The 14,048-nt window shown below is 35.6% G+C and carries 11 protein-coding genes; 6 read left to right on the top strand and 5 right to left on the bottom strand.

Features of this window, described 5'->3' with window-relative positions; all coding sequences use genetic code 11:
• Nucleotides 1-100 precede the first annotated feature (100 nt).
• Complete coding sequence (locus K5V07_RS01360; protein WP_144891159.1) at nt 101-1,075, bottom strand: polyprenyl synthetase family protein; 975 nt, start codon at nt 1,073-1,075, stop codon at nt 101-103.
• 270 nt (nt 1,076-1,345) lie between these two features.
• On the opposite strand from K5V07_RS01360, the gene K5V07_RS01355 reads away from it, so the two are divergent.
• The 5 genes from K5V07_RS01355 to K5V07_RS01335 all read left to right on the top strand — a co-directional run bounded on the left by K5V07_RS01355 (nt 1,346) and on the right by K5V07_RS01335 (nt 8,241).
• Nucleotides 1,346-1,867, top strand: a complete 522-nt coding sequence (locus K5V07_RS01355) for a YceI family protein (protein WP_144891157.1) — start codon at nt 1,346-1,348, stop codon at nt 1,865-1,867.
• Between the two features lie 151 nt (nt 1,868-2,018).
• On the top strand, nt 2,019-2,615 hold the full coding sequence (locus K5V07_RS01350) for a TetR/AcrR family transcriptional regulator (RefSeq protein WP_144891155.1): 597 nt from the start codon (nt 2,019-2,021) through the stop codon (nt 2,613-2,615).
• 1 nt (nt 2,616) lies between these two features.
• A complete protein-coding gene (locus K5V07_RS01345; RefSeq protein WP_221916047.1) occupies nt 2,617-3,957 on the top strand; it encodes a TolC family protein in 1,341 nt (446 codons plus the stop codon).
• Nucleotides 3,958-3,962: 5 nt separating this feature from the next.
• A complete protein-coding gene (locus tag K5V07_RS01340) occupies nt 3,963-5,030 on the top strand; it encodes an efflux RND transporter periplasmic adaptor subunit (RefSeq protein ID WP_221916046.1) in 1,068 nt (355 codons plus the stop codon).
• A 43-nt stretch (nt 5,031-5,073) separates the two neighbouring features.
• Nucleotides 5,074-8,241: an efflux RND transporter permease subunit gene (locus K5V07_RS01335; protein ID WP_182651347.1), complete on the top strand. Its 3,168-nt coding sequence runs from the start codon at nt 5,074-5,076 to the stop codon at nt 8,239-8,241.
• Nucleotides 8,242-8,324: 83 nt separating this feature from the next.
• On the opposite strand, the gene K5V07_RS01330 is transcribed toward K5V07_RS01335, so the two are convergent.
• A complete protein-coding gene (locus K5V07_RS01330) occupies nt 8,325-8,765 on the bottom strand; it encodes a LexA family transcriptional regulator (RefSeq protein ID WP_144891147.1) in 441 nt (146 codons plus the stop codon).
• Complete coding sequence (locus K5V07_RS01325; protein ID WP_221916045.1) at nt 8,756-10,030, bottom strand: Y-family DNA polymerase; 1,275 nt, start codon at nt 10,028-10,030, stop codon at nt 8,756-8,758. The genes K5V07_RS01330 and K5V07_RS01325 overlap by 10 nt, the downstream gene beginning before the upstream one ends.
• A 326-nt stretch (nt 10,031-10,356) precedes the next feature.
• Here K5V07_RS01325 and K5V07_RS01320 point away from each other — a divergent pair, with 326 nt between their 5' ends.
• Entirely contained in the window at nt 10,357-11,016 is a 660-nt protein-coding gene (locus K5V07_RS01320) for a hypothetical protein (protein WP_221916044.1), read from the top strand.
• Nucleotides 11,017-11,137: 121 nt separating this feature from the next.
• Here the strand turns inward: K5V07_RS01320 and K5V07_RS01315 are convergent, their stop codons facing one another.
• Nucleotides 11,138-13,096 (bottom strand): OmpA family protein, encoded by a 1,959-nt coding sequence (locus K5V07_RS01315; RefSeq protein ID WP_221916043.1) that lies wholly within the window; start codon nt 13,094-13,096, stop codon nt 11,138-11,140.
• 14 nt (nt 13,097-13,110) lie between these two features.
• Nucleotides 13,111-14,040: a type IX secretion system membrane protein PorP/SprF gene (locus K5V07_RS01310; protein WP_221916042.1), complete on the bottom strand. Its 930-nt coding sequence runs from the start codon at nt 14,038-14,040 to the stop codon at nt 13,111-13,113.
• Nucleotides 14,041-14,048: the final 8 nt, after the last annotated feature.

Genomic DNA, 14,048 nt, shown 5'->3' with positions numbered 1-14,048 from the left:
AATGTCAATTTTAAAATCAGTATTAATCCTAGACAAACAAACTTAAAGTCAATTTTTCAAAAGTATTTTTAAATTTTGATTCGCTATTGTCGTTGGTTTTTTAAACCTTTCTACCCATCAGGTTTTCACCAAAAGCTTTCAGCATTTCCTTTTTCTCAATATTGATGTTCATTTTATCAAGAGTTTGGAACGCCTTAAACGTAAATTCTTGTATCGCATCCTGAGTAGCTTTGGACGCACCTGAACTATTAAAAAGTGCCTTAACGCGTTCTATCTTATCGGTATTATCTTCCGGTTGAATAGAAAACAAGCTTTTCAGCTCCTCAGCTTCTTTTTCATTTGAAAAAGCAACTGCTTTAAGGTATAAATAGGTTTTTTTGTTTTCAATGATATCTCCGCCCACTTGTTTTCCAAAAGTTTCTGGGTTTCCAAAAGCGTCTAAAAAGTCATCTTGCAATTGGAAAGCCAATCCTAAATTAAGACCAAAATCATAAATTAAATTTGCATTTTCAACTGAAGTTTCGGCAATAATTGCTCCCATTTTCATGGCTGCTGCCACTAAAACAGCTGTTTTATACTGAATCATTTTTAAATATTCAGGAATGGTAACATCTGTACGATCTTCAAAATCAACATCCCATTGTTGCCCTTCGCAAACTTCAAGAGCTGTTTTGCTAAATAACTTGGCTAAATCTCTAAAAATCAACGGCTCGTATTGCTCAAAATACTGATAGGCAAGAATTAACATTGCATCACCAGACAAGATACCAGTATTAATATTCCATTTTTCATGCACCGTTTCATGACCTCTACGCAAAGGAGCATCATCCATAATATCATCATGCACCAGAGAGAAATTATGAAAAACCTCAACCGCTAAGGCTGCTGGAAGTGCTTTTTTATAATCGGCATCAAAAACCTCAGCACTCATTAAAGTCAATACTGGGCGCATTCTTTTACCACCTAAATCTAAAATATAATGAATAGGCTCATACAAATTCCTTGGTTCTTTGGTTTCATATTGAGATTGCAAATAAGCAGAAAGGAACTCTTGATATTGAACGATATTGTGCATTGTTGTTTTGTTTAGCGTTTAAAATTAAAAAAGGAATACAAAATATCCCAACTTTTGAACTTTATATTCGCAAAGAAACTCAAAAAACTTCAAACTAGCTAAAATGTTAAAGTTACTCAAACGTTAAATAAATCTAAATACTCAGGAAACTTATTTGGTATTTAAAGTTTCCGTCTTACATTTGCACTCGAAATTGACTGCTTCAGTTATCTACTTTCCCAATTGAAAACATTGTTGCTTTCTTTTCTAATTTAAAATATTCAAATCCTTATGAAAACCACTTGGACCATTGACTCGAATCAATCTGATGTTCTTATTAAAATGAGACACTCTATCATTGCGTATTTAGCGGGCAGCATCAATGAATTTGACGGTCATATTGACATAGATAATAATGAAATAGCCGATGCATCAATCGCTTTTTCACTTGATGTAAATAGCAGAGACGCTACATTAGAACAAATAGACAATCACTTAAAGATGAATGATTTCTTTAATGTGAAGGAATATCCATTAATTAGTTTTAAATCTACTTCATTTGAAAAAGTTACTCCTAATATCAATTTCTTAAAAGGAAATCTCACCATTAAAAATATCACCAAATCAGTAGAACTTGACGCAGAATTTATTGGAATTAACGCGTACAATGGCAACAAAAAAGCTGCTTTTGAGATCACAGCCAATATCAATCGCAAAGATTTTGGCTTGACGCAAAATTCATTTCAACAAGCAAGCGGACTTGCTCTAGGTCAGGATATTAAGTTAATTGCCAATCTAGAATTTACAGTATAGCCAATTATGAAAAGTTAACGTTAAATAATTACTAATAAAACGGAAACTTATTTAGTTTCTAAAGTTTCCGCTGTATCTTTGCATAGAATTTAAACAGACGTTGAGCGTCTATTAGCTCCAAAAAAAAACCAACTATAATTGCACAATTAAAATGAAAGAGAAAATTATATCTAAAGCTAAGGAAATGTTTTTGAAACTGGGTTTCAAGAGTATCACTATGGATGATATTGCAGGCGAAATGTGTATTTCAAAAAAAACAATTTATAAGTATTTTGCTAATAAAGAGTTACTCATAGAAGAAAGTGTTCAAGTAATTCATACTGAAGTAAACACGATCATAAACACGATAACCTCTCAAGATTTTAATGCCATTGAAGAGAATTTTGAAATCAGACGGATGTTTGAAAACATGTTTAAGTCTACTGATACTTCACCGGTGTACCAATTAAAGAAGCACTACCCTGAGGTGTACCAAAAAGTGTTATCTGATCAAGTAGAAATGTGCGAGTCCTGTTTTAGGAAAAATATTGAAAAAGGAATAGCCCAAGGTTTATACCGCAAAGACCTAAATGTAGATGCATACGTCAAGTTTTATTACATGTTAATTTTTTCGATCAACGAAAATATAAGGTCAGAACGAGAAGCCTTTGCGCTTGAAATGGAAGCACTACAATACCATACTAGAGCAATGGCAACAGACAAGGGCATACTAGAATTAGAAAAAAATTTAATCAAATCAAGCTTATAAAATGAGAAAAACAATTATACTAATGACCGTGCTGCTTTCTTTAAGCATCAATGCACAAGAAATAAAAAGCCTTACTTTACAAGACGCCATCGTATACGCATTGGAGAATAAAGCCGATGCAAAAAAGGCAAGATTACAAGTAGAAAAAGGAGAATACGAAATTCAAGAAGTTCGTTCAAGGGCTTTGCCTCAAATTGCAGCAAATGGTAGCTTGAATTACAACCCAATTTTACAAACTACCGTAATTGACGGAGCTGGATTCGGTCAACCTGGAACTACAATTCAAGCTGCTTTTGGTCAAAAATGGAGCTCAACTGCAGGAGTTTCCCTTAATCAAGCCTTATACGACCAAGCCGTATTTATAGGTTTGAAGGCAGCAAAATCTACTCGTGAGTTTTACCAAATAAACGCACAATTAACTGAAGAGCAAGTTATAGAACGTGTGGCCAATGCATATTACCAAGTTTATGTAACGCGTCAAAACTTAACTGTACTAGACAACAACCTTAAAAACACCACAAAAGTTAAGGACATCATAAAAGGACAATACGATAACGGATTGGCCAAAAAAATTGACTTAGACAGAACTTTAGTTCGAATCTCAAACATCAATACATTACGTCAACAAACTCTTAACGCAGTAACGCTGCAAGAAAACGCTTTGAAATTTTTTATGGGTTTACCAATGGATACTCGTATTTCTATTCCAGAAACGGAATTCGAAATTACTCCAAATGCTCTTTCGTTAACACCGGATACTACAACAAGAACCGAATATTTATTGGTTAAAAAGAACGAACAATTACTAGAGTACCAAAAAAAATCTATAGAGGCTGCCTATTACCCAAGTTTATCACTTACCGGAGGATATAACTTCATTGGTCAAGGTCCAGAGATGCCTTGGTTCAAAAAACCATCAGATGGTGTGTACTGGTCTGATTTTGCTTCGGTAGGCTTAAATTTACGCATCCCAATCTTTTCGGGATTTGGAACAAAATCAAGAGTAAGCCAAGCTGATAACAAACTTGCTTCTATAAAAGTTGATTTAGAAGAAACGAAACTAGCATTGGATTTACAATATACCAACGCTAGAACACAAATCGAGAATAGCATCGTATCGATCAACAATCAAAAAGAAAACGCGAAACTAGCGCAAGAAGTCTTGACCAATACTAACAACAACTATACTCAAGGCCTAGCATCCTTAACGGATCTACTTGAAGCAGAAAGTGAACTTGTTGTTGCCCAAAACAATTACACTACAGCGCTATTAGAATATAAATTAGCCGAAATACAATTAATTAAAGCAAAAGGAGAACTAAAAACATTAACCAATAAATAATCAAAATGAAAAAAATTATCATAACCGTAGTTGTAATTGCTGCCTCTCTAGGAATTATTGCTTACGTACTTACCAATAACAAAAAAGAGAACGAAGCTAAAACTGCGATTGTAGCTGAGAAAAATGCAACGATATCAGTAAGAACTGATGTGGTAAAAACAGAAGAAGTTTCACTTGACTTTGTTTCTAACGGAAATTTTGAACCAGTTCAAGAATTAAAATTTTCAGCAGAAAAGTCAGGTAAAATAACCAAAATATTGGCCAAAGAAGGTGACTACGTAAGCGTAGGACAAACTCTTGCTATTGTGCGTAGTGATGTGGTGAATGTAAATGCTCAAAACGCAAATGCCATTTATCAAAACGCTGTTTCTGATTACAACCGATTTGAAAATGCATTTAAAACTGGTGGTGTAACCAAGCAACAACTAGACCAAGCCAAACTACAAATGGTAAATGCTAAGTCGCAATTGACACAAGCTAACATTAACGTTGGTGATACTAGAATCAAAGCGCCAATAAGCGGGTTTATCAATAAAAAACACATTGAAGTAGGGTCTATCATTACAGGAATGCCTGCAACACAATTATTTGACATTGTAAACGTATCAAAGTTAAAATTGAAAGTTAACGTAAACGAAAGTCAAGTAGCTGGATTAAGAGTAGGAACTGCTACTACTGTAGTTGCAAGTGTATATCCAGACAAAACTTTTTCAGGAAAAATAACTTTCATTGCTGCAAAAGCGGATGAAACTTTAAACTTCCCTGTTGAAATAGAAATTACAAACAACGCTAACAAAGACCTAAAAGCAGGAATGTACGGTACCGCTGCTTTTGCATCAAACCAACAAAAACAAGCTTTGAAAATTGTTCCACGAAATGCTTTTGTAGGTAGTGTGAGTAGTAACCAAATATTTGTAATTGAGAATGGAATTGCCAAGTTAAAAAAAGTAACTGCTGGTAGAATTCTTGGCGATAAAGTAGAGATCTTAAACGGCCTTGAAGATGGTGAGCAAGTAATTGTAACCGGACAAATCAATTTGCAAGACGGAAGCAAAGTGGAGGTTATTAAATAAGTCTTAAAGTCGAAAGTCTTAAAGCCATAAAGAAAAAAAACGTATGAAATTAGCAGAAATATCCATAAAACGTCCGTCGTTAGTCATCGTATTATTTACGATTCTAACATTAGGAGGACTGTTCAGTTACAGCCAATTAGGCTATGAGTTGATCCCGAAATTTGAAACCAACGTGATTTCGATTGCAACGGTTTATCCCGGAGCATCACCTAGTGAGGTCGAAAATACCGTTACCAAAAAAATTGAAGACGCAATTTCATCTCTGGAAAACATCAAAAAAATTGATTCTAAGTCTTTTGAAAGTTTATCTTCGGTTTCGATAACATTAACATCTAATGCTGATGTAAATATTTCTATGAATGATGCGCAGCGTAAAATAAATGCCATCATCAATGACTTACCAGATGACGCTCAGGCGCCTTCATTAAACAAGTTTTCGTTGAGCGATTTACCAATTATGACCATTGGTGCCAACGGAAAAATGGACGAAGTAGCTTTTTACGACTTAATAGACAAGAAACTTGCACCGGTACTTTCTCGTGTGCCAGGAGTAGCTCAAGTTAATATCACAGGCGGACAAGAGCGAGAAATTCAAGTGAATCTGGATGCCGTAAAAATGCAAGCCTACGGACTTTCTATTCCACAGGTACAACAGAATATTTTATCTTCTAACTTAGATTTCCCAACAGGAAATATTCAAACTAGAGAACAAAAAATATTAATTCGTTTAGCCGGAAAATATAAAAATGTTGAAGAGTTAAGAAACTTAATTGTGTCCTCAAGAGGTGGAATCCAAGTTCGTTTGGGCGATATTGCTGATGTCCAGGATACCCAAAAAATTACAGAGAAAGTAGCTCGTGTGAATCAGAAAAGTGCGATTATTTTACAAATCATCAAACAATCTGATGCCAATGCGGTTGCGGTTAGTGAAGAATTGGTGAAAACCATTGCGAAACTGGAAGGCGAATATAAAGCTGCCGATTTAAAACTAGAAATTGCCAAAGACAGTACAATTTTTACCCTTGAAGCTGCTGATGCCGTTGTGCACGATTTGCTTATTGCCGTTCTTTTAGTGGCTTTTGTAATGCTGTTTTTCTTGCACAGTATTCGAAACTCCTTGATTGTAATGGTATCTATTCCTGCTTCGTTAATTGCCACTTTTATTGGGATTTACTTAATGGGTTACACCTTGAACTTAATGAGTTTGTTAGGATTGTCTCTCGTTGTAGGTATTCTTGTGGATGACGCCATTGTGGTTTTGGAGAATATTTACAGGCACATGGAAATGGGCAAAAACAAAGTTCGAGCTGCTTATGATGGTACAGCCGAAATTGGTGGAACTGTAGTATCGATTACGCTTGTAATTGTGGTTGTATTTTTACCAATTGCATTGAGTTCTGGACTGGTTTCTAATATTATTACGCAATTTTGTGTCACGGTAATTATATCCACTTTGTTGTCATTAGTTGCTTCGTTTACTATTATTCCATGGTTATCATCCAGATACGGAAAATTAGAACATATTACAGGTAAAAACCTTTTTGGAAGAATTATTCTTGGTTTTGAAAGTTACTTAACCCGTTTCATCAACTGGATCTCAGGATTACTGACATGGTCTTTGGATCATTATAAAACAACACTTGCCATTGTTTTAGTTTTATTCTTCAGCTCAATTGCATTGGTACCAGCAGGATTTATTGGTGGTGAATTCTTTGCAGCATCGGATAGTGGTGAGTTTTTAGTTCAAATCGAAATGCCAAAAGATGCCTCGCTAGAACAAACCAACTTTATGACACAAAAAGCAGAAGCCTTTTTAGACAAAGAAGATTTTGTTCACAGTCAATTTACTATTGTGGGCCAAACTAGTGGTGGTATGGGGGCTTCACAATCTACTGCTTATAAAGCAGAAATTAACGTGAAAATGGTTGAATTAGACCAACGTGATGAACCTGCAAATGTATACGCTGCAAAAACAAAGCGTAAATTAGAAAAATTACTAGTGGGTGCCAAAGTAAAAACCGTTCCTGTTGGTATTTTAGGAACAGCTGAAGATGCTACTTTAGGACTTATTGTAACAGGTCCAGATGTAGAAAGTGCGATGAAATTTGCTATTGCTGCCGAAAAAGAATTGCGTTCTATTCCAGGTGCAACAGAAATTGAATTATCAGTAGAGGACGGAAATCCTGAAGTAAGCGTAAAAGTAGACAGAGATAAAATGGCCGCACTTGGTTTGAGTTTACAAACCGTAGGTATGACTATGCAAACTGCTTTTAGTGGAAACACAGACGGACGTTTTAGAGCTGGAGAATACGAATACGACATCAATATTAAGTATAATGCTTTCGATAGAAAAAGTATTGCCGATGTAAGCAACTTGATATTCATCAATGATATGGGTCAACAAATCAAGTTAAATCAATTTGCAACGGTAACTGAAGGTTCTGGTCCAAGCCAATTAGAGCGTAGAGACAAAACAGCGTCTGTAACTGTTAAAGGTCAAAATGTTGGTATCTCTTCTGGAACGATTGTATCACAATGGGAAGAGAAAATTGACAAGTTGGAGAAACCAGTTGGTGTAGACTATATTTGGGGGGGACAAAAAGAGAATGAAACAGAAGGTTTTGGAACCTTAGGAATTGCTTTATTGGCTGCTATTATTTTGGTTTACCTAGTAATGGTTTCGTTATACGATAGTTTTGTACACCCATTTGTGGTATTGTTTGCTATTCCGCTTTCGTTTATTGGAGCATTATTAGCCTTGGCTTTGACCAATAATACGTTGAATATTTTTACTATTCTTGGGGTGATTATGTTAATTGGTCTAGTTTGTAAAAATGCGATTATGCTTGTGGATTACACCAATCAGCGAAGAGCTGCGGGTGAGAGCATCAGAACCGCATTAATTCAAGCGAATCACGCACGTCTTCGTCCTATTTTGATGACAACCATTGCGATGGTATTTGGTATGTTCCCAATTGCATTAGCATCTGGTGCTGGTGCCGAATGGAAAAACGGTTTGGCTTGGGTAATTATTGGTGGTTTAATTTCATCATTATTCCTAACCTTGATTATTGTTCCGGTGATTTATGAAATCATGGAGAAATTAATTGCTAAATTCTCTAAAGGTCAAAAAGTAAATTATGAAGCTGAGATGATTGCTGATTACGAACACAGAGAATTAAATGAGGACGGAGTTACTCCAAAACACTAACACCTTCTCACATCATAACAAACGACCTGCTCTTAATAGATGCAGGTCGTTTTTTTTTTATAATTAAGTTTAAATTAAATGGCTTACAGCTTTTTAATTACATAAGTTACAATCCCCCAAATGATGAGTTCGTTTTCCTCAGTGACTTTTATGGGTGGATAATCTGGATTTTCTGGCATGAGATACAAACAATCTTTTTCTACCTTCATTCGCTTTACGGTAAACTCTCCATCAATAAAACAAATGGCTATTTTATTATTTTGTGGCTCTAGGCTTCGGTCAACAACAAGAACATCCTTGTCATCAATACCTGCATCAATCATAGAGTTTCCTTTGACCTTAATATAAAAAGTAGCCAGCGGGTTTTCACTCAATTGTTTGTTCAAATCGATACTCATTTCCATAAAATCAGCAGCTGGCGATGGAAATCCTGCTGAAACTCCTTCGTTTATAAAAGGAATGCGCAATTCACTTTCAAAATCAGGAAAGTAAAAAGTAAGTTTGGATGTTTTATTTACTGGCATTTTATTTCAAGTATATCTTTAAAACTGGTGGTGTATCTAGGTGACAAATGGTTTTGTTTCATATTCCAGGTCAAACTTAAATTCTGCGATGCTAGTTTTATTTTTTTGTCGCCTATTTTAGCATTCAACCCATCAATTACTTTCATTAGTTGTAAATGTTTGGGGTTTTCTTCCTCAAAAAGATCAAACTGTTTTTTATTTTCATCAATAAGTTCTGTAACAATTACACCTGCTTTTTTAAATTTTAAGTGCTCATTACCTGCATGAAGTTTTTTAAGTAAGGCTATCGCAGCATTAGCAATGGTCAATGTAGAATTAGACCCATAAGGCAATGTTACGGCGCAATTAAAATAATATTTAGATGTTTGTATGCTGTGTTTGTCTACAACTAGCATGACTATTATGGTGTGGCAACAAGATTTTTGCTTGCGTAATTTCTCGGCACATTGCGCAGCAAAAGTCGCTACACGCTCTCGTAATAAATCAAACTCCGCAATTTGTTTAGGAAAACTTCTGGTAGTAGCAATACTCTTTTTTTGGGTAGCAATAGGCTCTAGGTCTAATACAGATTTACCTTCTAGTTCATACTTTAAACGCATTCCCAGTACACCCATTTCTTTTTTTATCCAAGCCTCATGTTGTGGTGCGGTAAAGTCAAGAGCGGTTGCTATATTTCTAGTTTTCATTTTCTTATTCAGTCGATGTCCTATCCCCCAAACATCTTCAATCTTAGTCCATTTAAGTGCTTTTACTCGCTTTTCATCACTATCTATAACATAAACACCTTGCGTTCTATCTTGGAATTTTTTAGCAATTTTATTAGCTACTTTTGATAATGCTTTGGTTTCGGCAAAGCCAATACAAACCGGAATACCAACCCATTTGTGCACTCGGCTCTTCATTTGAATTCCATACTGGTGATAGTCCTCAATTGATAATCCATCAAAGTTTAAAAAAGCTTCATCAATACTATAAATCTCTACATTTGGTGTAAACTGCTCTAAAATCTTCATTACTCGATTGCTCAAATCACCATACAAGGCATAATTTGACGAAAATAATTGCACATCATGCTGTTTTACAATTTCTTTTATTTGAAAAGCGGGCGCTCCCATTCCTATTCCTACCGCCTTCGCTTCATTACTACGTGAAATGACACAACCATCATTATTAGACAAGATTGCAACAGGTTTCCCGTTGAATTTCGGCTGAAAAACACGTTCGCATGAGGCATAAAAATTGTTACAATCTACTAGTGCATACATGCTACAAAATTACTCAATATCAGTTGAAGCGTGTTCGTAACAGAAGTTAATTTTAAGCACTGTTGATAAGTAGTTTGATTCTGTTTTCTTAAAAAATTAAAAATAACCACTCTTTTGAAAATATTTTTGGTTTAAAATTAATTCTATACATCATTGATATACTGCATTTTAAACGATATAAAAACTACAACAGCAGCAGTTTAAATACTAGTTCTAGATCACAGCTACTTTTTTTTGGCACACTACTTGAATATCCCTATTCAACTAAACAGTTAAAGCGAAAGCCGAAAAGCTCAAGAGTAGGCAAAATTCAAAATAGAAGTATCATGAAAAAAATTACCCTTTTAGTTGCTAGTATCTTCGTATTTGGAGGTAGTGTTGCCAACGCAACAGAGAAAAAAGATTTCTCTGTAATTATAAAATCGTCTTCTCTTTATGACAATGACGAACCTGTAGAATTCATAGAAAGAGGCATTGCCTTTTATGTATTTCCTGATGGCCAACTGGATTTTAATACCAGACCAACAACTCGCGGTGAAATGTATTACAAAGCAAACTCAAACAGTAGAGTAAATAGAACTTATGGAACACCTAATAAAAATCGTCCTATCAATTATGGAGTGAGAATTGAACATGACAATCTAGGTCGTGTGAGACAAGTAGGTAATGTATTTATCAATTACGATGCTAATGACCGAGTGAAGCGAATAGGATCTGTTTACATGACTTACAATAGATTTGCTCTAGAGCGTGTGGGCGGATTAGAAATCATCTACAACCGTAGAGGACAAATTATAGACATGATAGGTACTGTAAAAGGCGGAAAAGCATACTACTATGGTCAAAATTCAAACTCTGTAGGCTATGGCAACAATCAAGACTCTTCTGATGAGGATTCTTATTATTACAGATCTACTAATCCAAAAAACAAAATTGAAGATCAAAAATCAAACAATGCCCCTATAATAATCAACAGAAAGAATTAAAACTGTATAAACTAAAACCATAGGAAAAATTATCCTATGGTTTTTTATAATTTTATCAAGTAACAAAAAAGGCTATCCCGTTAAGGATAGCCTTTTTAGATTTTTATTGTTTTGAGAAGATTTATTGCATAGATACAATAATAAACTCACTTCTTCTATTGGCTTGGTGTTGTGCCTCTGTACAGTTTGATTTGTTCGTAGGTTCACATCCACAATCGTTTACAAGTTGTGATTCACCGTATCCTTTAGCCGTTAATCTACTAGCAGCTATACCGTTTTTGATCAACCATGCCTTAGTTGATTTTGCCCTTCTATCAGATAGTGCCTGGTTGTAAGCTATGGTTTGTCTGCAATCTGTATGGGATCTAATGTCGATGGTCATCTTTGGGTATTGTTGCATCACTGCTAATACTTTTTCTAGCTCAAATGCCGCATCCTTACGAATAACTGACTTGTCTAAATCAAAATACAAAATCGGAATATCCAAGGTTTTAGCTAAATCTGTACCTACATTAATAGCTTTTTTTCTTGGCTCTAAGGCTAATGGGCCTTGCGTTACTCCAGATACTTTTGCTATTACAATTTTATTCTCTTTGGTTTCATACTCTGGCTTTTCTCCACGTAAATAATACGCCTTACCACATTCTACCTCAAAGCTGTAGGCTCCTGATAATGGAGTGGTAATTTCTTGGATCAAATTAAAATTGGAATCAAACAAACTTACCTTAGCATTGGACAAGACTAAACCTGTATCTTGATCCTTGATAACTCCCTGAAGTGCTTGATTACAAACAGGAACAGGAAATTTATTGAATCTATAAATATCATCAGATCCTAATCCTCCCTCTCTATTAGAAGTCACAAATCCTTTTTTATTCTCTGCATCTATCACAAATGAAAAGTCGTCTTGGGTACTGTTTATAGGTGTCCCTAAGTTTTCAATGGTACTGCCTGGAGTTTTTGAGGATAAATCCATCACAAACACGTCTAAACCTCCAAGTCCAGGATGTCCATCACTGGAAAAATACATCTTGTTATCTGGTGAGATATACGGAAAGGTTTCTCTTGACTCTGTGTTAATAGGCAATCCTAGATTCTCTGGTGTCCCGTAAGTATCATTAGCATTGATGCTTACTTTAAAAAGATCTGATAATCCCTTTGTACCGGGCATGTCTGATGCAAAATACAAGGTTTTCTCGTCTACACTCAGCGCTGGATGCGCTACACTATATTCGTTACTATTAAAAGGTAGCTCTTGTACATTGACCCATTTTCCGTTTTCGTTTGTGGCCTTGTAGAGTTTTAATAATATAACTCGCCTGCTGTCTTTTTGCTTTTTCCCGTTGAGATAATTATTACGCGTGAAATACATCGTTTGGCCATCTTTGGTAAAAACGGGAGTTGACTCATGAAATCTACTGTTGATGTTTTTATTGAAAACCTCTGGCTTGCCCATACTACCATCTGTACTTATCTGGGAGCTGTACAAGTTGGTGAAAGATTCATTGTTCCACTTGAACACTTTCTTTGTTACTCCACCTGTATCTCGCGCCGAGGCAAAAAGTAAGGTGTTGTTGTAGTAAGCACTACCGTAATCTGAGTACGAAGAGTTGATTCCTGCATCAAAAATTTCATATTTTCCTGAATTTTCCTTGATGTCTTTTAAGTAATCGCGCTGACTTGCAAATAGTTTCCCTCGCTGGTCTGTGGCTGATTTTGCTATGAATTGCTCTAACATTTTATCGGCCTTAGCATAATTCCCTACGGCTTTTAATGATTGAGAATATCTGTAATAGTACTCTGGCTCTTGAGTGGGATTCATCTCAAAAAGTGCAGTGTACCACTTCTCTGCCTTGATCAAATCGGCTATAAAGAAATAGGAGTCTCCTAGCTTTTGAAACATTTTCTCGTCCTTGTAGCCTTTATCTGCTACTTTCTCATAAGTAGCTATAGCATCAACGTAAGAATAATTTTCGAAGTTTTTATCTGCGGTTGCCACTCCTTTTTTTTGTGTATACCCCATTACTGTTGATACTAAAAAAACTACACAGCATCCGAAATGTTTGGCGCTTAATTTCATAACGTTATATTAAATTAAAAGAATCTAGGTGATGTAATTTTATTATAAGTTTTGAATATTTCGTAACGAAGAAATATTTCATGTGATCCAGAATTGTAATTAGCCAATCGTGTGGTTTCCATATCGTATGCATACCCAATAAACCAAGAATCTGATACCTGAAAGCCTACCATGGCACTCAATGCAGCACTCCAGCGGTAGGCAGCTCCTACTGTAAACTTGTCATTAAACAAGAAGTTAGCCGATAAATCTACCTGTAAGGGTGCGCCTTGAACCATCTTAGTCATCATGGCGGGTTTGAACTTTAAATTGTAATCTAAATCAAATACGTGACCTGCTGTTAAGTAGAAGTTTACGCGTTCTCGGGCTATGTAAGAACTAGCTCCTACCCCTGCGTACTTATCAAAATGCTTTGTCTCAAGTAAATTAGGCACAGAAAGCCCGATATAGCTTTTATCAGAATACAAATAAAGACCTATTCCAATATTAGGTGAAAACTTATTGTCTATATTGTTCTCAAAACTATAATCATTAGGATCATACTGATTCAACTTATCAAAATTGACATTCAATAGATTTGCTGAGGCTTTTAATCCAAAGGAGAGTTTGAAGTCTTCTGAGGTATTGATGTAGTATGAAAAATCAACTGCTAGATTGCTCTCATCAGATGGCCCTATCCTATCATTTATGATCGACACTCCTAAACCTACTTTAGTATCATTGATAGGAGTATTAATAGAGGCAGTATTCGTTACTGGTGCCCCATCTAGCCCTACCCACTGGGTGCGGTGTAGGGCAAAGATGTTCATGGACTGACGCGAACCTGCATAGGCTGGATTTATATTGATCGAATTGTACATGTACTGTGTAAACTGAGCATCTTGCTGGGCATTTACTATACCCGAGAGTAAGAGTACCATTACTACTACTAATTTTGTCTTCATATTGCTTC

This window comes from Flavobacterium sp. CHNK8, assembly GCF_019774515.1.
GTDB classification, from domain to species: domain Bacteria; phylum Bacteroidota; class Bacteroidia; order Flavobacteriales; family Flavobacteriaceae; genus Flavobacterium; species Flavobacterium tiangeerense.
The sequence above is the reverse complement of the archived record's forward strand: the minus strand, read 5'-3'. Positions and strand labels throughout refer to the sequence as shown.